This window comes from Vibrio breoganii (assembly GCF_024346795.1).
Classification (GTDB): Bacteria; Pseudomonadota; Gammaproteobacteria; order Enterobacterales; family Vibrionaceae; genus Vibrio; species Vibrio breoganii.
The window spans coordinates 970,379-991,021 of the sequence record NZ_AP024865.1 but is presented as its reverse complement, the minus strand read 5'-3'; the positions used below and the strand labels follow the sequence as shown (position 1 = coordinate 991,021).

Below are 20,643 nucleotides of genomic sequence, written 5' to 3'. Positions count from 1 at the left end.
CATGAAACTGTCCGATTTTGCAATGTATCGCCCAATCTCGGCGATAGTGTTAAACATTCTGTTTATTGTGTTTGGCTTGGTTGGCGCAAGTATGCTGGCCGTTCGAGAAATGCCCGATGTTGAAACGAGTGTGGTTTCCGTGGGTACCTCCTATGGCGGTAGTGCTTCATCCATTGTTGAGAGTCAAATAACGAAACCTATCGAGGACCAACTTAGCGGTATCGATGGTATTGATTATATTTGGTCCTCTTCATGGGATGGTTGGTCAGGCATCAACATCACCTTCAAGTCTGGCTACGACATGATCCAAGCAGTCAGTGATGTGCGCGATGCCGTAAGCCGAGCACGTGGCAGTCTGCCTGATGATGTTGATGAACCTATTGTGCGAAAGAACAGCAGTGAGGGTGACCCCTTCATGTGGCTCAATCTCACCAGCACTAAGCACGATCGCATCGAATTGAGTGACTATGCACAGCGCATATTAATTGAACGCCTAAGCTTGGTGCCGGGTGTCAGTTCCATCAATACCTCAGGTGTGATTGAGCGCGTGTTGTATGTGGAGATCAACCCAGAAGATCTTGCCGCACGCCAGTTAACCACCACTGACGTGGCGCAAGCACTGCGGGCAGAGAACCTGCAGCTACCTGCTGGGTATGTAAGGAATGAATCACTGAATGTGGTGGTTCGTTTAGAGCGTCTTTATCAAAAATCCGAAGACTTTGAGCAGCTACAAATTGCCGAGAAAGACGGTGAATCAGTGCTTTTGAAGGACATAGCCAATGTCTACATAGGTGCCAAAAAAGAGACCACCACCTTTAAAGCCAATAACGTCGATAGTATGGGTCTTGGCATTGTGGCTATGTCTCAAGCAAACCCTTTGACGGTATCGGATTCTGTTCTGGATGAACTCAAATCATTGCAGCACTTTTTACCCGAAGGGGTTGAGCTACAGGTTGATTACGACAGTACTGTCTTTATCCGTGAGGCCATAAAAGAGGTCTACATTACGTTGGCCATTACTGCTGTACTGGTGACGTTAGTGCTGTATCTCTTTTTGGGACGACTCTCGACCACGATTGTCCCTGCGATAACCGTCCCTGTTTCCCTTATTTCGGCATTTTCTGTGGCTTACTTATGTGGTTACTCCATCAATCTCGTCACACTGATGGCCTTGATTCTGGCCATAGGCTTAGTGGTGGATGATGCCATCGTTGTGGTGGAAAACATTGTGCGCCATAGGCGAAACGGTGCGCCTGCGATGGTGGCGGCGTTTAAGGGAACCAAAGAGCTTAACTTTGCGGTAATCGCCACGACACTGGTGTTGATCATGACCTTCCTGCCTTTGATCTTTCTAGAGGGAAAGCTAGGCAACATGTTCGCAGAATTTGCGGTTATCTTATCTGCCGCTGTGGGCTTTTCATCCATCGCCGCCCTTACTCTTGGTCCCGTGCTAAGCGAGCTATTGTTCCGTAAAGAACTTGAAGAGCCTAACCGCGTTTGTTTGGCTGTGGATAAGGGCGTGAGTCGTATCCAGGCTGTTTATCGCAAGAGCTTAGAATCGGTTCTGAAGTGGAAAACCTTCTCTCTATTTGTGCTTATCGTCTGCTCTGCGGGGCTTTACTTTGTCTATCAACAGCAGCAGCGAGCGTTTGCGCCAGTGGAAGACAGAGGTGCGGTGAACGTTTATGTTGGCGGTATAGAAGCCACCAGTTATGAGCGAATGCTTAAGAGTATGGAGCAAATTAACGATCGCTTGATGCCACTTGCCTCAAAAGAAGGTCCTGTGGCCTCGCTTAATTATTCTACACCCGCTTTTGGCACATGGGCAGACCATCAAGGCTTCTTTATTATCCGGCTTAAACACTGGAACGATAGAGAGATGAATGCCACAGAAGTGGTCAATCATATTAAAGAACTGACCCGTGATGTGACTGACGTGCAGGTGTTCCCCTATCAACCTGGCTTTGGTGGAGGAATGGGTGAACCCGTGCAGTTTGTGCTGCAGGGTGAAGAGTATGACGTCATCTATGAGATCGCCAAAGAGCTGGAAAAGTCAGCGGAATCGAGTGGTAAGATGGATGGCATTAAGCTTGATTACAACCCGACCACGCCAGAGATTTTATTGACGGTAAATCGAGAAGTCGCTCGAGAGCTGGGTGTCAGTGTTAACGAGATCGCCTCAACCCTAGAAGTGTTACTTGGGGGCGCAACAGAAACCCGCTTTGAAGAGTCTGGCGAAGAATACGATGTCTACCTTAAGGCCAATGAAGCTCAATTTAACTCTGCGGCGGATCTGAGTAAGGTGTATCTTCGCTCGAAAGAGGGAGAGTTGATCTCTTTAGATATCTTAGTGTCTGTAAATGACGTAGCTTCTGCGCGTGGTCTATTTCATTATCAGCGCAAGAAGTCCATTACTCTTAAAGCAAACTTAATGGATGGAGTGACGTTAGGTGGCGCTCTGAATTACCTAGAGCAAAAAGCATCATCGTTACTGCCGCCGGGTTATACCTACGACTACGCGGGAGAGTCTAAAGATTATTACGACAATCAACGTGAAGTGTGGCTTATCTTTGCCTTGTCACTGTTTGTCTCTTACTTGGTGCTTGCCGCGCAGTTCGAAAGCTTTGTGAGTCCAACAATTGTCATGTTAACGGTACCGATAGGATTATTGGGCGGACTGATTGGTATCTTGTTAGCTGGAGATAGTTTTAATCTCTATTCCCAGCTTGGGATGCTAATGCTCATTGGCATGGCGACCAAAAATGGCATTTTGATCGTAGAGTTTGCCAATCAGCTAAGAGATCGCGGTCAAGACGTTAAACAAGCGATTCTTAATGCATCTGAGCAGCGCCTTCGCCCAATTGTGATGACGGCAATGACCACACTTCTTGGCTCTATACCTATGTTGATTGCGACAGGGGCAGGCTCAGAGACACGCTTTTCTGTGGGTATCGTGATCTTCAGCGGTATGCTGCTCACCACAGTGGTGACTTTGTTTGTCATACCGAGCCTATATCTCTGGATAGGTGGTCATAGCCACTCCCCTGAAGCTCGTGTTAATCAGGTCAATAACTTATTAGCGGAGCACACTTAAAGAAAAGCTGCACCTTGTCGCATATGGTTAATTTTTAGTCTATAACTCAATGGCTAAGCGTATAACTGATGTTGCTTACTGAGCTCAGTTTCGAACTCTTCGAGATTGAGCTCTAGGAATACACGACAAGGAGTTTCTATGAAGTCTTTTAAGGGTGCTAAATGTAGGTTGGCTATCATAGCATCGGTACTGATGGGGGTATCGACCGCCACTGTTGCTGCGGACAAGCCCAATATTTTGGTGATCTGGGGCGATGATATTGGCCAGTCCAATATCAGTGCGTACACCTTTGGTTTGATGGGCTACAAAACCCCAAATATCGACCGAATTGCGAAAGAAGGTATGATGTTCACCGATTACTACGGCGAGCAGTCGTGTACCGCAGGTCGTTCTACCTTCATTACGGGTCAAAGTGTACTTCGCACTGGCCTGAGTAAGGTGGGTTTGCCCGGTGCTAATCTTGGCTTACAGGCAGAAGATGTCACCATCGCCGAAGTGCTCAAGCCTATGGGTTACGCCACGGGTCAGTTTGGTAAGAACCACCTTGGCGACAAGGATGAGCACTTGCCAACCGCACATGGCTTTGACGAATTCTTTGGCAACCTCTATCACCTCAATGCAGAGGAAGAGCCTGAGAATATCGATTATCCGAAAGACCCTGAGTTTCGTAAGAAGTTTGGCCCGCGCGGCGTTATAAAATCTTATGCTGATGGCAAGATTGAAGATACAGGGCCACTAACGCGTAAGCGTATGGAAACAGTCGATGATGAGACCTTAGCGGCGGCCATCGATTTCATGGGGCGCTCAGTCAAAGCCGATAAACCTTTCTTTGTATGGTGGAATGCTACCCGAATGCACTTTAGAACCCATGTGAAAGCAGAACTCGCTGGTTCCACAGGCATCAGTAACTATGCTGACGGTATGGTCGAACACGATAACCATGTTGGGGAGCTACTAAAAGCGGTCGATGATCTCGGAATCACAGACAACACCATAGTGTTTTACTCAACAGATAATGGACCCCACATGAACACGTGGCCAGATGCGGGCTTAACACCGTTCCGCGGAGAGAAAAACACCAACTGGGAAGGGGCTTATCGTGTTCCTGCAATGGTTCGCTGGCCGGGTAAGATAGAAGCGGGAAGCGTATCCAATGAGATCATGCATCACATGGATTGGTTACCTACCTTTGCCGCGGCTGCTGGTGATGACGAAATCAAAGAAAAATTGGTGAAAGGCACCTCTGTTGGTAATACCAAGTACAAGGTTCATCTTGATGGCTATAACTTCTTACCGCACCTAACGGGTGAAGAAGAGCAGGGCCGCCGAGAAGAGATCTTCTACTTTACCGATGACGGTGATCTTGCCGCTCTTCGTTACAACAAGTGGAAGGTGGTGTTCCTAGAGCAACGCTCCACAGGAACCTTGAACATCTGGGCTGAACCGTTCACACCGCTTCGCGTTCCAAAGATCTTCAACCTAAGAATGGACCCTTACGAGGTTGCCGATAGAACCTCCAATACCTACTACGATTGGATGCTAGACCGCGCCTTTATGCTAGTGCCTGCACAGGCCTACGTAGGCAAGTACTTGGCTACCTTCGAGGAATTCCCTCCAAGACAAAAAGCAGCAAGCTTTAGCTTGGATCAGGTAATGGAAAAACTGCAAACCCCGCAGAATAAATAAAATAAGTTGTAGAAATCTAAGACCAGAGCCATTTATTTGGCTCTGGTCTTTCTTTTTAAGCTATTGTTGTTAATAGGAAAATTGAAAGTACGTTCGCTATAAGGGTAGTATGTTGAAACGATTTGGCAGGAAGCTAATTTTGTTCATCGTAACGATGGGGTTTGGGTTAGCTCTATCAGTTGCGCAGGCTGAAGACTCAGGGTTTGTGGGAAGCAAGGTTTGCCTTGATTGTCATCAGCAGGAGTATCAACAGTGGCTAGGCTCTGATCATGAAATGGCAATGAAACACGCAGATGAAGCGAGTGTATTGGGTGACTTCAATGACGCTAGGTTCGAGTTTGCAGGGGTCGAAAATCGCTTCTTCAAAAAGGGCGAGCAATATTGGGTCAATATTCAAGGTGACGACGGTCAATATCGTGATTATCAGATCAAATATACCTTCGGCTACGATCCTCTTCAGCAATATATGGTTGAGTTTGAGGATGGTCGTGTCCAGTTGATTCCATTTGCTTGGGACTCTCGTTCAAAAGAAGAAGGCGGTCAGCGCTGGTTTCACCTCTATCCAGACCTAACTCCAACGGATGAGTTCTACTGGACGAACTCAGGACAAAATTGGAACTTCATGTGTGCCGATTGTCATTCGACCAATCTAGAAAAGAACTACGACCGTGAAAAAGATACCTATGCCACCACTTGGTCTGAGATCAACGTGGGGTGTGAGGCTTGCCACGGAAAAGGACAAGAGCACGTTACTTGGGCAAAGGGTGATAAATCGAGCCAAGCTGCGCACCTAGGCTTTGATCGTGATCTTTCAAAAGCAGTAAAAGAGTGGGTGTTTGAAGAAAATATGCCAGCTTTGCAACCTAAGAGCATTCACCCCACCGACCAAATGACTATGTGTGCACAATGCCACGGTCGCCGAACGCAATTGACCGAAGATAAAGACCATGTGCAGGGTAACTTACTCGATCGCTATCGACTGAGCCTTATTACGCCAGAGCTTTATCATGCGGATGGGCAAATCTTTGATGAGGATTATGTCTATGGCTCTTTTCTCCAATCAAAAATGGCGGAAAAAGGGGTGAGTTGTACTAACTGTCACAACCCGCACACAGCCAAGCTGGAAATCGCCGAAGAGGCGGTGTGTAGCCAGTGCCATTTGCCGACGAACTTCTCACCGGAAAACCATACCTTCCACGACAAAGACTCTGAAGCCTCAAAATGTACCACTTGCCACATGCCTGAGACGACCTACATGCAGGTGGATCCACGACGCGATCATAGCTGGCAGATCCCAAGGCCAGATCTCAGCACCCATTTAGGGACGCCTAATGTGTGCACTTCTTGCCATGAAGACCAAACCAATGAATGGGCGTCTGAGTCATTAGCAAAATGGTTCCCCAATTCAAAACATCAAAATCAGCAACACTTCGCAGTGGCATTTTATGCGGCAGAAATTGGCTATCAAGGGGCTGAAGATGCACTGGCCTATACGGCGCAAGATAATACGCAGAGGGATATTATCAGAGCCTCTGCTACCAGTCGTTTAGCGCCTTATCAAGGAAAGAACACCACAGTGGCGCTTGCGCGGGCAGTGAAGCATGACAGTGAATTGATTAGAGTTTCTGCAGTGCAAGGCTCTGCTGGCTTTGAACCAAGAGACCGCTGGCAAATACTCGCGCCATTATTGGAAGACAAAGTACTAGGCGTGCGCACAGAAGCGGCAGGCGCGCTGGTGGTCTATTGGCGTGAGTTAAACGAGCAGCAAAAACAAGCTCTAGCTAAGCCATTGCAAGAGTACATGGAGATACAAGAATTTAACTCCGACAGAGGCTTTGGACGGACCAACTTAGGCAACGTCTATCGAGCGCAAGGTGATTATGCACAAGCGATCAAGGAATATAAGGGAGCAATAGCGGTTGAGCCCTATTTTGCCAATAGCTATGTGAATCTTGCCGACCTTTATCGCGTACAAGAAAAAGAGCCACAAGTGTTCTCGACACTTGAACAGGGCATTAAGGCACAGCCAAAATCCGGTGCGTTAAGATACAGCGCAGCATTGTCGTTGTTGCGCCAAGGCAAAAATAGTCAAGCCACTCAATATCTGCAGCAAGCGACAGAGGTTGAGCCCGACAATGCACAGTATTGGTATCTGTATGGCTTGTCGTTGGAATCGACAAGCGTGTCGCAGGCATCAAAAGCACTGGATAAAGCCTTTAGAGTCAGCGGTAACCCTCAGCAACTCTACGCTCGATGCGAGATGTTAGTGAAATACAGCAAAGACTCGAGTATCGAGTTCCAAGCGCGTCAATGCATCACTGAGCTTGAGAAATATGCCCCGCCAGAGGTGATTAAAGGATTGCGAGCTAAGCTATAACGACGAACCTGTATAACCATTAGTTATGTTTATCTTGCGTAGAATAGAGATATTCGATGTTTGAGGATGAATTATGAGTGCGTCACAAGAAGCGGTTGCAGCGTTAGTCTCTCAGGTAGAGCAGTCTGTTGTTGGACAGCGACACGTTGTTGAGTCTTTAGTGTTAGGTTTACTAACTAACGGTCATGTATTGCTAGAGGGACTTCCGGGAACCGCAAAAACCCGCTCAGTGAAGGCACTAGCGGATGCACTGCACTCATCCTTTGGCCGTATTCAATTTACCCCCGACCTGTTGCCCTCGGATGTCACGGGCACTGAGGTCTATCAAGACGTTGCGGATGGTTCGGGCAAGAGTAAGCCACAACTGCACTTTCAGCCAGGTCCTATCTTTAACAGTATTGTGCTGGCGGATGAAATAAACCGCGCACCCGCTAAGGTGCAGGCCGCGCTTCTAGAAGCAATGGCAGAGGGCACCATTACTGTGGGTGACGAGACGCATCAACTGCCTGATTTGTTCATGGTATTGGCGACACAAAACCCCATCGAGCAAGAAGGGACATACCCTTTGCCCGAGGCGCAAATGGACCGTTTTATCTTAAAGGTAACGGTGGATTATCCTGACGATGATGCTGAGATGGACATCATGCGCTTGGTACGCTCTGAAGAGACCTCAAGCAATACTCAATCACAACAACAAAACATAACCTCGATCGATCCCGTGCACGTGCTTAAGGCAAGAGAAGAAATTGCCAAAGTCGAGGTATCGGAGATCGCTGAGCGTTATATCGTTGCCCTAGTCATGGCGACGCGAAATCCAGATCGCTACCCTGAATCAAATCTCTCGCGCTGGATTCAAGTTGGCTCAAGCCCACGTGCGACTATTGCTCTTGATAAGTGTTCACGAGCGTATGCTTGGTTAAAAGGAAGAGAGTACGTGCAGCCGGATGATGTTCGAGCAGTTGCTCATGGCGTACTTGGGCACCGACATACTCAAAGTTATGACGCACTGGCAGAAGGGATTTCTGCGAAGCAGATAGTCGATGAGCTTCTTGATACCGTAGCCATCGGCTAGTCGCTTTGCGGAGGTAACACTATGAAATCAGCTCAACGTGAAACCGGTGATGCTCGAATCTATTGTCAATATGCTCGCTTAGTTCAACTGCAAGGGCAGGTGGGTGCTTTCTCCTTTTTACCCCAATTGAAGGCGGGCACTATTTTGTCTGGCCGCCACCAATCCCTGTTTCGTGGCCGTGGATTAAATTTTGAAGAGCTGCGTCACTATCAAAATGGCGATGATATTCGCAACCTTGATTGGAAAGTCACAATGCGCACAGGTAAGCCGCACGTGCGCGCCTACACAGAAGAAAAAGACCGCAACGTTATTTTGTGTGTTGATCAGCGCTCTAGTCTGTTCTTTTCCTCTATCGAGGTAATGAAATCGGTCGTTGCTGCCGAGATTGCGGCTTTGAGCGCTTGGCGAGTGCTTAAGGACAGTGATCGAGTGGGCTTTGTTATCGCAAGGCCGGATAGCGTTGATTGGTACAAGCCGCAGCGAAGCCGCTCCCATTTGTTACATCGACTACATTGCCTTGCCGAAGCTAATCAGTCTCTTAACGTTTCCTCTCAAGATAGTGAATCGGCTTCATTTGGGCAGTTGATGTCAGTCATTACCCGCGTGGCAACCAAAGGCTCTACCGTCATAGTGCTTAGTGATTGGCATGGGGCAAAGGAGTCAGATGTTGATAGGTTGCAGCAGCTTCAGGCCCATAATGATGTGCTAACGGTATTGATCTCTGACCGACTTGAAGAAGAACTTCCTTCTCGCTCTAACTGGGTAATGGGAGACGGTACCCATCAGCTTAATATCAGTGAATCTGCAAAGCTCAAGCAAGCGAACCTCGGATTAAAGCAACATCAAGAGCTCAAAAAGAGTCAGCTGGTACGTTTGATGGCCGCAAAAGGGCTGCCTTTGATTCATCTAGATACATCAGGCAATCATCTAGAGCAATTTAAGCGTGGTATGGGAGTACATCGATGACGGTACATACGCCACCGCAAAGTTATATGTTGCGTGATATTGTCGAGGTTGCTGTGGCACCGTCAGTGAGTTGGATGCCGCAAACCATAGGTTGGAAAGTGGTCACTGTCATTGCATCGGCCTTTGCTATCGTTTGGACCTATAAAAGCTTGCAGCGTTGGTGGGGCAACCGATATCGGCGCGAGGCCATAGCCAGCCTGGGTTTACTGGTACAGGCGTGCAAAACCGCACAAGAGGCAGATAAAGCCTATCGTCAGCAAATATCTCAAGATGTGTATAGCGTTTTAAAGACAGTGTTGTCGGCGGTTAATCCGCAAGCACGACCGTTATATGGGCTGCCTTTTCTGCAATCTCTTGATGCTCAGACTAAGCCTGGCCTTGATGTATTTGCAAGTCAATGGTCGCACTGGCCACAATCTTTGCTTGTGCAGCAAAACGCCCTTAGCAAGACGGAACTCTTGGCCTTGATTATTGATAGTCAGGCATGGGTGAAGCAACATCTAGCCCTAGCTCAAACTGTATCAGGGGAGATGAGTAATGCTTGATTCTTCTCTGGAGCTGTTGCATCCCTATTGGTTATTGGCTCTGCCTTTACCGCTACTAGTGCACTGGCTCATTCCGGCCTATCGCACTAAGCAGTCTGCCATAAAGGTGCCTTTTTTTGGCGTCTTGCTCAAGGCTTTAGGAGAGTTGCCGAGCGAGGGTGCCAGTCAATTACGTCCTTCCTTGTGGCAACGATGCATCTTGGTGATGTCATGGTGTTTAGTGATCTTTGCCTTATGTAAACCGACGATTCTCGGCGAACCTCAAACACGTGAGCGCTTAGGGCGTGATGTGATGGTCGTCGTGGACTTGTCTGGCTCTATGGCTGAGCAAGACTTCACTTCGCAAACGGGTGACAAAATCTCTAGGCTGGATGCGGTAAAAGAGGTGCTAGAAACCTTCGTCGAATCAAGAAAAGGCGACCGATTAGGGCTTATCTTATTTGGCGATGCGGCCTTCATTCAAACCCCCTTTACTGCTGACCAAACGGTATGGCTAAACCTTTTGCAGCAAACCGATGTTGGGATGGCAGGCGCTAGCACCTATCTGGGTGATGCTATAGGCTTGGCTATCAAGGTGTTTGAAAACAGTGCTCAAGCGAGTGCAGAAGGGGCACGTGAAAAGGTCGCGATTGTGCTAACCGATGGCAATGATACGGGAAGCTTCGTTGAGCCAATCGATGCCGCTAAGGTTGCCAGTGCGAAGGGGGTGAAGATCCATGTGATTGCCATTGGCGATCCCGCCACTGTGGGTGAACAGGCCTTGGATATGGACACCATTTCTCGTATTGCTTCAGAAACCGGTGGTGAGGCATTTGAGGCTCTAGATAGAGAAGCGCTGGCCCGAGCGTATGAAGAAATTGGCGAGCTTGAGCCTCAACTCTATGAGAGCTCGACCTATCGGCCTAAAACCAGCGTGCATGCCTACCCAATTATGCTGGTGGTTGCCCTGTACTTGCTGGCCTTCATAGTCAGCACAGTGAAACGAATGGCGAGAATTAATACCAACGAGATACAAGAGGAGAGAACGGATGTTTGATTCTCTTTTGTGGCAACAAGTGTTTACTCAATTTCATTTCATTAGGCCGCTATGGCTCCTTGCTCTTGTCCCGCTAATGGCCGTGGTCTATCTGCGTTGGAAGCATGAGATCGTTGGCAGTTGGCAAGCCTTGCTGCCAGATCATCTAAGAAAGCCTTTGACCATCGGCGATATGGGGTGGCGAAAGCAACTGCCTCTAAAGTTGCTATTTGTCTCTATGCTAATGGCCATTATTGTCTGCGCAGGGCCTACTTGGCAAAGAGCGCCATCACCTTTTGGTGAAGACAAGGCATCACTACTGATTGCGTTGGATAACAGCCCCTCAATGCTCAACGAGGACTTACCACCTAGTAGGTTAGAGCGTTCAAAGCAGAAGGTGCAGGATCTCTTAGCGCTTCGCGGTGGCGGGCAGACAGGCCTAGTGGTGTATTCGGGCACAGCCCACCTTGCCATGCCAATGACCAAAGACAGTTCTGTTTTCGCTCCTTTCTTAGCCGCCATTGAGCCTAGCATTATGCCTGTCGAGGGAAAGAAAGCGGACAGCATCATAGCGCTTATCGATGAACAATTAGCGAGTGATAAAGCGGGCACCGTACTTCTTATTAGTGATGGTATTACACCAAACAGCCTCGAACCACTTGCCCAATACTTTAATCAAAGTCGACATCAACTGCTTGTTCTAGCCGCAGGCAACCAGCAAGTGCAAAGCAGTAACCCAATGGACCTCAACTCGTTAAAGCAATTAGCGAGTGAAAGCGGTGGAAGCATAGAGGTGATCTCCATTGATGATGCCGATATCAACGCATTAAATCGAAAGATTGAACGTCATATGCAGCTCAACAATGAGTCAGCAATGCCATGGCAAGACATGGGGTATTACTTGCTAGTGCCTATCGCTTTATTGCTGCTGTTTTGGTTTAGAAAGGGTTGGCTGGTTCAATGGGCGCTGCTGTTTTGTATTTTCACGCCTGCTCTGTCTGTGAATAACGCTTATGCATCACTCGAGATGCACAAAGCCGAATCAACAGAGACTCGCATGGAAGTCACGCAGTGGGACAAAGTTTCTCAAATGTGGGCCGATCTATGGCTGACACCAGACCAGCAAGGGCAGTGGCACTTTAATCGACAAAACTATCTTGAGGCGGCGATTCATTATCAAGACCCGCTTCGTAAGGGCATCGCCTATTACTATGCTGGCGAGTTTAAACAGGCTCATGCGCAGTTTCTAAATGCAGACTCAGCCCTGTCACTGTTCTATGCAGGCAATGCGTTGGCGAGACAGCGTGAGTACCTTAAAGCTAGGGGTTTGTTCGCCTATCTACTCAAGCAAGAAAAATGGGATTTATCAGAACAACTGACCACGGATGTGGAGCATAACTTGAAAGCGATGCAGGCCATTGTTGATGAGGTGAACCGGCTCAGTGAGAGTCAGGCTGGCACCACTGATGGTCCTGAAGACTCCATGGAGCTTGGCGAAAAGCCACAAACAGGGGATGGCGCTGAAGACCAAGCGGTGGCGGCAATGATGCTAAAAGAGACGCTCAATGCCAATGAAATACTGGGCAGTGATGAGCTTGCTGATAAGTGGCTACGTAAGGTGGAGTCCGACCCTAAGTTCTTTTTAAGAGCGAAGTTTCAAATTGAGTTAATTAATCGTCAAAGTGAGGAGCCAAGTCATGCGAAATAACGGTTGGCGTCTTATCTTCATCGCTTTCATGTTTATGGCGTTTTCGACAAGTAGCCTTGCCAATGACATAGCGCAGTTGCAACGCAGTGGCGGGGTGCAGATAAAGAGCTGGTTGAATGATCGTCAAGATATCAAACAACCAGAGCAGGTCACTATCAATGAGCAGCTCACCCTATATATAGAGGTATCGACACCGCGCTGGTTTTCCGGCGGGACTCGAATTGGTGGCATTGAAATACCGGATGTCATAGCCAAGCAGCGCTCCCAACTAGCGGTTAATTACGCAGAGAGGCGAAAGGGCGCGACCTGGTCAGTACAGTTATGGGAGGTTGACCTATATCCGCAGAAGAGCGGAGAGTTTGTTATCCCACCGCTTGCGGTGCAGGTACAAGTCTCTATTGATAGCGGCGAGAATGTGAAAGGCAACCTCTACACTGAACCGTTGCGATTTACGGCTAGCCTGCCAAGCGGACTATTGACGGAAGAAACGCTGTGGATTAATAGCCCTAAGGCTGAAATAAGCCAGCAGTGGCAGCAGTCTAATCAAGAACTCAAAGCCGGTGATACCATTACCCGCACCATTAGCGTTGAGGCAACAGATACCTTATCGGTGTTGTTACCTCCAATAATGGCTACCGATAGCGTGAATAGAAGCAATCGCTATCAAGCGTATGCAAAGCCAGTCAGGTTATCGGACACGCAAAATCGAGGTCAGTATCAAGCTCAGAGAGTCGAAGAAGAGGTCTATGTACTGCAAACTGGCGGAGAACTCTCCTTTCCTGAGTACTCCATTTCTTGGTGGGATTCAGACAAAGGTGAGTTGCGTGAATTGAGACTTGAGGGGCAGTCTTTTAAGGTGTCTCATACCTTCTCTTCATGGGTGCGCTATTATAAAGATAACTTACTGATTACATTGTTTGTTTTTATCTCAGTTATTGGGTTTTATTTGGCGTTAAAACGCTATTATAAGAGCCAACCTAAGCCTGCTTGGTGGCTGTTTGTTCAAGAATTGAAGTTAGGTAATGAACAGCGAATCCGTGCCTGTTTGTATGCGAGATTACGCTCTCAATCGGGTGACTTACAATTGAGTGCATTGTCGAGCAGTGCTGATTGGCAAATACTAGCGAAGCAAATTCAACACGAGAAGATTTCTTTTATTAAGGGATGCTCTCTATGGCGAGAAATAGGAAGACTGGCTAATCAAAAAAATGAGCAAAGGAAATCGCATTATCTCGCTTTGCCCCAATTGGCGAGGCTAAATGAGCGCTACAAAGGCCCTAAATCTTAGCTTTGGGGTAAACACAATAGGAACCTATGAAAAGTACTGAGCTAAATTTAATCCCTTTCTTTGTCGCAGTGTACGAAGAAAGCAGTATGTCTAAAGCCGCCAATCGTCTTGGGGTCAGCCAGCCTGCGGTCAGTAAGTCTTTAAAGCGCCTACGAGAGATTTATGACGATCCTTTGTTCCACAGAAGCCCAACAGGGGTCACGCCTACGACCTTTGCTGAGGACATCTATCCTGCATTGTCTGCATCGTTTAAGAACTTCACTTCTACTCTATCCGCGACTCGGGATTTCGATCCCAAGATATCGGAGCGCATTTTTTCAATAGCCTGCATGACGCCCATTGCTTATCAGTTGATGCCTGAACTTTTACTTAAGATTAAGTCAAAAGCACCCAACATAGACCTTGAGGTACACCCTCTATTTACGGAAGATCATGAATCTGATTTGCGTTTGCAAAGATATGATTTGGTGATTGATATGAAGCCGCTAGAAAGAACGTCACTTAAGGTCGTTAAATTGGGAAGAGAATCCATCAAAGTGATTGCTCGAGAAGGGCATCCAAGGCTGTCAGGGGAGATAACGGTAGAAGAGTTCTTACAGGAAGGGCATGTCGCAGTGTCGCGCTGGAAGAGCCGAAGTGCATTGTTGTCGAGTCACCACTTTCAAGATCTCAACAAGCGAAGGATTGTTTATCGTTCCCCTGGGGTATTAGAGATGCTGCCGGTGGTATGTAAAACGGATTACATCGCTCTTTTCCCTGCCTCAGCCATTGATACTATGGCAAAGCACTATCCGATCCAGAGTTTAGAGACCCCATTTCTAGATATTTCTGAAGATATTTGCATGCTCTGGCACCCAAGTAGAACCACAGAAAATGGCCATAAATGGTTACGAAGCCAAGTGCAGTCAGTGTCAAAGGTGATCTTTAAAGATTAGCGTGATGAAGAGAAAAGGCCCACTTGGTATTATCACTCCATAGGGCCTGCTGACCTTTTGCGGTTGAATTTTGCTCGGCCAGAAGCCATTTAATCAAGGCGAGTGGCTTGCCGCCTAGTCATCTAAGCAAAAGCCGCTTAACGACGAGTAAATGGCTTCTGGCCGAGCCCTTCTGGCCGAGCCCTTCTGGCCGAGCCCTTCTGGCCGAGCCCTTCTGGCCGAGCCCTTCTGGCCGAGCCCTTCTGGCCGAGCCCTTCTGGCCGAGCCCTTCTGGCCGAGCCCTTCGGGTAGCGTTTGTTGGGCATTTCTACCGCGTTAGTCCCATTTCATGTGGAACCACCACACCTAAAAGTGACTGCCTTGTATAAATACCCAACAATTCGCTACAAAAACAACCGCAAAAGGTCAGCAGGCCCTTAAAATACCAAGAGGGTCGTTAGTCTATATGTTATAGGCTATGCCAGCGTTTACCCGCTTCGAATCCTACGAGCGACGACATACGTTCTAGGTATATCGATGGAGTGCACTGGGTGTTTTCTTGCGCTTCAGTGAACTGGTTAAAGAAAGATTTGTAGATAGTGAACATATCTTCGTTTGTACCAGTAATCGCTGTTTCTCTTGCTAGCTTTCTCGCTTTTTGAGTCAGGTAGCTCTCAATTACGCTTGATTCGCCACGCAGTAAAGCGTGTTTGTTGATCCAGCCTAACTCGCCATTTGCGATGTCAGTAGTGATAGAGCTTTTAAGCAATGATAGTTTGGATGTATCCATTGATGCATTCCTACTTAGTAATAATCAAAAGACCACTTTTTCAGTACGATTGGGCATAGTTTATGAACAAGGGTGTTGAAAAAGATCGGCGCATCCTAGATCCAGAATCGCAGTTCGTCCACAAAAATCACACTAATTTACACTTATACCCATAAAGTAGTATGCGATTGATTTAGCAGAGTAATCTGCATCTTTTCTTCGTCGAAAAGGGATTGTATACTCGAAAATACTTGTCGGAGTGCCATAAGGCTGAGACCGTTAACTCGGGATCCGTTGAACCTGATCAGGCTAATACCTGCGAAGGGAACAAGAGTAGAGATCACACCACCACAGATCTCTATCCCCAGATCATAGCTCTATCTGAGTTATGGTCTTTCTTGTTGCATCCATCCGCCAAGCATTTGATAACCCTTAATTAATAGGAAAAATGCTATGTCGACACGTAAACAAGCAAGGCTAGACGCGAAACACTTTATTGATTCTTTGTCTGTTGAGCCATACCCCAATTCCACTAAGTGTTATATCCAGGGATCGCGGGCTGATATTCAGGTGCCAGTTCGTGAAATCGCCCTTGGAGACAGTCTAGTGGGAGGCACTAAAGATGTGCCTATTTTCCAGCCCAATGAACCCATCCATGTCTATGACACCTCCGGTGTATATACAGACCCAAACCACGCCATTGATCTTTATAGCGGATTGCCAAAACTAAGAGAGCAGTGGATAGAAGAGCGCGGTGATACTGCGTTATTGGATGAGGTGAGCTCTGTGTATACGAAGTCTCGCTTGCAAGACGACACCCTTGATGATCTGCGCTACGGCAATCTTCCACGTATTCGTCGAGCAGACGAGAATCAGTGTGTCACCCAGCTCCACTATGCTCGAAAAGGCATTATTACCCCTGAAATGGAGTACATCGCTATTCGAGAGAATATGGGCAGGCAGAAATTTGCCGATGAACAGTTAAATCAGCAGCATCCGGGGCATAACTTTGGCGCAAACTTGCCTAAAGAGATCACCCCTGAATTTGTTCGCAAAGAAGTGGCTGAAGGACGCGCGATCATCCCTTCTAACATCAACCACCCAGAAGCTGAGCCTATGATCATTGGCCGCAACTTCCTGGTTAAGGTGAACGCCAATATAGGAAACTCGTCGGTCAGTTCATCCATTGAAGAAGAGGTTGAGAAACTGGTGTGGTCGACACGTTGGGGCGCCGATACGGTGATGGATCTATCCACTGGACGAAATATCCATGAGACTCGCGAGTGGATACTGCGAAACAGCCCAGTTCCTATTGGCACGGTGCCAATGTATCAAGCATTAGAAAAGGTCAACGGAGTAGCCGAGAATCTGAATTGGGAGGTGATGCGAGATACCTTGATTGAGCAAGCCGAGCAGGGCGTGGATTACTTCACCATACACGCAGGCTTGTTATTGCGTTATGTGCCAATGACGGCCAAACGCGTCACTGGCATTGTCTCTCGCGGTGGCTCCATCATTGCTAAGTGGTGTTTAGCTCACCATCAAGAAAGCTTTCTATACACACACTTTAGAGAGATCTGTGAGATCTGCGCCAAATATGACGTGGCATTATCGTTAGGAGACGGTCTGCGTCCAGGCTCAATCGCCGATGCCAATGATGAGGCGCAGTTCGCTGAACTGCGCACGCTAGGAGAGCTAACAAAGGTGGCTTGGGAGTATGACGTACAGGTGATCATCGAAGGCCCAGGCCATGTGCCTATGCATATGATTCAAGAGAACATGCAGGAGCAACTTGAGCATTGTCATGAAGCGCCGTTTTACACGCTAGGCCCGCTGACCACAGATATTGCACCGGGTTACGACCATATTACCTCGGGTATTGGCGCCGCTTTGATAGGTTGGTACGGCTGCGCCATGCTTTGCTATGTGACACCGAAAGAGCATTTGGGTTTGCCTAACAAGGAAGACGTTAAAACCGGTCTCATCACCTATAAACTGGCGGCGCATGCAGCGGATTTGGCGAAAGGGCACCCTGGTGCTCAGATACGTGACAATGCCTTGTCTAAAGCGCGTTTTGAGTTCCGCTGGGAGGATCAATTTAACCTCTCGCTAGACCCAGATACTGCGCGCGCCTTTCATGATGAAACTCTGCCTCAAGAGTCGGGCAAGGTCGCACACTTCTGCTCTATGTGTGGCCCCAAGTTCTGTTCCATGAAGATCTCCCAAGAGGTGCGAGAGTATGCCAAGGATACAAAACAAGTAGCCGAAGACCAGAGGTTAGAGATTAAGATGCTAGATGATCCCTTAGAGGGCATGCGTCAAAAATCGCAAGAGTTTCTAGAGACTGGAGCTGAGCTTTATCATCCGAAAGAGAGCGTTAACTAAGCTGTTTAGATAGGAAAAAGGCAGCTCCTTTAGAGGAGTTGCCTTAAATTTGGGTAGTACTTAAATCTGTGCAGTTCTTAAATCTGGTAGAGAAGATCCTAGATCTCCGATAGGAGCACTCGGAGATGACGGAAATTACGGAAATGACGATTGACTTTTGTTATGTGTAAAAGGTCGTTTGATGAATTCCGAAGTACCAAATTGTGTCATGCCCGAGTGCTCTTATCGGGCATCTGCTCCTATGTAGCCAACGGAAAGTCAGGTTAATCCGCGTTGACCACCTCTTTTAACACATCACCTGTAGTGCCACTTGGCGGAGTAATGCCGAGAACATTCGATAATGTTGGTGCGATATCGTAGGGTGTTACGGCGCGCTCTACCTTCTGAGCTTTGGTATTGTAGCCCGCAAAAATAACCGGAACATAGGTGTCGTAGCTCCACGGAGAGCCGTGAGTCGAAGCCACAGTCAGACCATCCATATCATTGATATAGGTGCGAGGTGCAAACACTAGATACACATCACCAGAGCGGTTAGGTTGATAATTGTTACTCACTAACTGGTTAATATGGGTATTTGCTAAACGTCCTGCCGCCACGTCGGAACTGGTTACCGCATAGGCAACCCCATCAATCTTCATCGCTTCTTCTGCAATCACCGCTTGCAGTTCAGCAAGGTTGATCTTCTTCTCTCTCACCACGTCATGGTTTAAATACACATACGGCTGAGCATAGAGTCGGAAGATCTCTTCACCCACAGCAAACTCATTTTTAAGTCTTTGCTTAAGGTTATCGGTAAGCAGTGTGGTCTTGTCGAAATACTGTGCACGCTTAAGGCCTAAAGAGGCTGCAACGGTCGAGGATTCCGGCGCACCATGGTCTGCCGAAAGCACAATCAAGGTGTTATCCAAGCCAACATGATGGTCGATGTCTTCAAACAAGGATTTCAGGGTTCTATCTAAACGGATCAGGTTATCTTCTGCCTCTAAGCTTGATGGGCCGTACAGATGCAAAACATAGTCGTTAGAGGAAAAACTGACCGCCAAGTAGTCGGTCACATCTCGAGAGCCTAGTTTCTCTTGCTGTAGTAAGGTTTTGGTAAAATCCGCAGTGAGCTCATCGCCAGCAGGACTGACGGTTAGCATGGTTGAATAATACTGGAAGCTTGCCGGCCCATAGGGGTGTGGAAAGGTTCTTTGAAAACCGGCGAGATCAAACTTTTGCTCTTGTGAGACTTCTTCTAGGGTGTATTTGTCTCTGTCCAGTGCCAGTTCCCAGCGCTTGCCTGAGTACCGTGCAGGAATATCCTTTTCGTTCCAACGCTCTACCCACGCAGGATATGCATCGTAGTAGTAGTCACTGGTGACAAAATCAGAGGTCGCCTTAGAAAACCAAAATGCTTTACCGGTATGTCCCGCTAGAGAAATTGCGCCGCGGTCCTTAATAGAGACGCCAAATACCTTGGATTGGCCACTATTCGATATAGTGAGTTCATCACTGAAGGTGGACACCAGTATTGGGGTTGGAGAGCGGCCATCTTTGGTGGCAGCACGCTGTGTCGGATCAATCTCGGTGGATTTATTCACATCAGCGCCACTGGTCAGCAAGCTGTAGTCGCCATCTTCTACGTTATAGATCAGACGTTCTAGACTGCGGTCATACCAAACATTACCTACCATGCCATGTACTGAGGGGGGAGCACCTGTGGCAAGCGATACGTGGCCTACAATGGTCTCGGTGTTTCCGTGTTGATAGTGGGCATTGGTGTAATACACCCCTTGATCCATCAGGTAACGAAAGCCACCCTCGCCAAAGTTGTGTTTATAGCGTTCTAATAAGTCTCCACGTAAGCCATCTACGGTAATCTGTAGCACAAGCTTAGGTTTGCTCTCTGTAGAGAAAGCGGGAGAACTGATAAGGCCAAGACCGATCAGGCTCATCGCACAATAGCGTTTTATCATTAGGGCATGTGTCCTTGTTATAAATGAATTAGCGCGCGTCACGTACTAGACGCAGTCCCATATCCGACATAATTATAGACTGGCTAGCAAAGTCTCTTCGGTAGTTTTCAGATTCATTGTCGGCATAGGAAAAACTGCCACCGCGAACCGACTTATGGGCAAGGCCAATATTGGTATCTTGTGCATTACTTGGATTGTGCATTGGTGAACTGCGATAAAAAGTCGCTTCGTAGGCATCGATAGTGAATTCGCCTACATTGCCTGTCATGTCATACAGCCCTAGTTCATTAGGTTTTTTCTGGCCAACGCGGTGTGCTCGATTATTAGCGTTGCCTGCATGCCATGCGACATCATCGATGTTGTTTGATCCACTATAGGTATAACCCTTCGATTGATTGCCACCACGCGCGGCAAATTCCCACTCGGCCTCAGTGGGCAAGCGGTATTTTTGACCTGTGATTTCATTGAGTTTTTCGATGAAGTAGTTCGCTTGCTGCCAACTCAAATTATTCACTGGAATTTGAGGGTCTTTGAAGAAGCTTCTTGAATGGCCCATCACCTCTTCAAATAAAGACTGTGTGACCTCGAACTTAGAGATATAGAAGCTATCCACACTTACTTGGTGGGCGGGTTGTTCTGAGGCTTTGGCATCATCCGAGTCAGAGCCCATGACATAAGCGCCGCCGGCAACGAATACCATGTCGGCTTCGATCTGAGTGGTGAGAGGGTGAGGTTCAAATAGTGAGCATCCTGTCATTGTTAACACTAGCGTCCATGCTAATAAAGGGCGAAAAGTTGTCAAACGCAGGGTCATATTTGGTCTCTGTCAAAAAATGAGACATTAGTTTAACAATTCCCAATTTTCC

Annotated in this window: 14 protein-coding genes and 1 riboswitch; of the genes, 11 read left to right on the top strand and 3 right to left on the bottom strand. The window is 47.7% G+C overall.

What is annotated here, in order from left to right:
• Position 1 precedes the first annotated feature (1 nt).
• The 10 genes from OCU35_RS17395 to OCU35_RS17350 all read left to right on the top strand — a co-directional run bounded on the left by OCU35_RS17395 (position 2) and on the right by OCU35_RS17350 (position 14,686).
• Positions 2-3,094 (top strand): efflux RND transporter permease subunit, encoded by a 3,093-nt coding sequence (locus OCU35_RS17395; RefSeq protein ID WP_261826082.1) that lies wholly within the window; start codon positions 2-4, stop codon positions 3,092-3,094.
• Between the two features lie 138 nt (positions 3,095-3,232).
• Positions 3,233-4,780 carry an arylsulfatase gene (locus OCU35_RS17390; RefSeq protein WP_261826081.1) on the top strand — a complete coding sequence of 516 codons (1,548 nt, stop codon included), beginning with the start codon at positions 3,233-3,235 and terminating at the stop codon, positions 4,778-4,780.
• 109 nt (positions 4,781-4,889) lie between these two features.
• A complete protein-coding gene (locus tag OCU35_RS17385) occupies positions 4,890-7,157 on the top strand; it encodes a multiheme c-type cytochrome (RefSeq protein ID WP_390208657.1) in 2,268 nt (755 codons plus the stop codon).
• 73 nt (positions 7,158-7,230) lie between these two features.
• On the top strand, positions 7,231-8,229 hold the full coding sequence (locus OCU35_RS17380) for an AAA family ATPase (RefSeq protein WP_261826080.1): 999 nt from the start codon (positions 7,231-7,233) through the stop codon (positions 8,227-8,229).
• Between the two features lie 21 nt (positions 8,230-8,250).
• Positions 8,251-9,195 carry a DUF58 domain-containing protein gene (locus tag OCU35_RS17375; RefSeq protein WP_065210560.1) on the top strand — a complete coding sequence of 315 codons (945 nt, stop codon included), beginning with the start codon at positions 8,251-8,253 and terminating at the stop codon, positions 9,193-9,195.
• Complete coding sequence (locus tag OCU35_RS17370; protein ID WP_261826079.1) at positions 9,192-9,740, top strand: DUF4381 domain-containing protein; 549 nt, start codon at positions 9,192-9,194, stop codon at positions 9,738-9,740. Before OCU35_RS17375 ends, OCU35_RS17370 begins: the two co-directional genes overlap by 4 nt.
• Entirely contained in the window at positions 9,733-10,776 is a 1,044-nt protein-coding gene (locus tag OCU35_RS17365) for a vWA domain-containing protein (RefSeq protein ID WP_261826078.1), read from the top strand. The genes OCU35_RS17370 and OCU35_RS17365 overlap by 8 nt, the downstream gene beginning before the upstream one ends.
• Positions 10,769-12,463: a VWA domain-containing protein gene (locus OCU35_RS17360; protein WP_261826077.1), complete on the top strand. Its 1,695-nt coding sequence runs from the start codon at positions 10,769-10,771 to the stop codon at positions 12,461-12,463. The genes OCU35_RS17365 and OCU35_RS17360 overlap by 8 nt, the downstream gene beginning before the upstream one ends.
• Positions 12,453-13,751, top strand: coding sequence for a BatD family protein (locus tag OCU35_RS17355; RefSeq protein ID WP_261826076.1), 1,299 nt, complete (start codon positions 12,453-12,455; stop codon positions 13,749-13,751). The genes OCU35_RS17360 and OCU35_RS17355 overlap by 11 nt, the downstream gene beginning before the upstream one ends.
• A gap of 26 nt (positions 13,752-13,777) precedes the next feature.
• Complete coding sequence (locus OCU35_RS17350; protein ID WP_017027929.1) at positions 13,778-14,686, top strand: LysR family transcriptional regulator; 909 nt, start codon at positions 13,778-13,780, stop codon at positions 14,684-14,686.
• Between the two features lie 448 nt (positions 14,687-15,134).
• Here the strand turns inward: OCU35_RS17350 and OCU35_RS17345 are convergent, their stop codons facing one another.
• The gene (locus OCU35_RS17345) at positions 15,135-15,455 is read right to left on the bottom strand and encodes a hypothetical protein (protein WP_017032050.1); all 321 of its coding nucleotides are present in this window, start codon (positions 15,453-15,455) and stop codon (positions 15,135-15,137) included.
• Positions 15,456-15,679: 224 nt separating this feature from the next.
• A riboswitch (TPP riboswitch) is annotated at positions 15,680-15,778 on the top strand.
• 109 nt (positions 15,779-15,887) lie between these two features.
• On the opposite strand from OCU35_RS17345, the gene thiC reads away from it, so the two are divergent.
• Complete coding sequence (gene thiC, locus OCU35_RS17340) at positions 15,888-17,819, top strand: phosphomethylpyrimidine synthase ThiC (protein WP_261826075.1); 1,932 nt, start codon at positions 15,888-15,890, stop codon at positions 17,817-17,819.
• A 263-nt stretch (positions 17,820-18,082) separates the two neighbouring features.
• Here the strand turns inward: thiC and OCU35_RS17335 are convergent, their stop codons facing one another.
• Positions 18,083-19,756 (bottom strand): alkaline phosphatase family protein, encoded by a 1,674-nt coding sequence (locus OCU35_RS17335; RefSeq protein ID WP_261826565.1) that lies wholly within the window; start codon positions 19,754-19,756, stop codon positions 18,083-18,085.
• A gap of 49 nt (positions 19,757-19,805) precedes the next feature.
• Complete coding sequence (locus tag OCU35_RS17330; RefSeq protein ID WP_017027925.1) at positions 19,806-20,591, bottom strand: formylglycine-generating enzyme family protein; 786 nt, start codon at positions 20,589-20,591, stop codon at positions 19,806-19,808.
• Positions 20,592-20,643 lie beyond the last annotated feature (52 nt).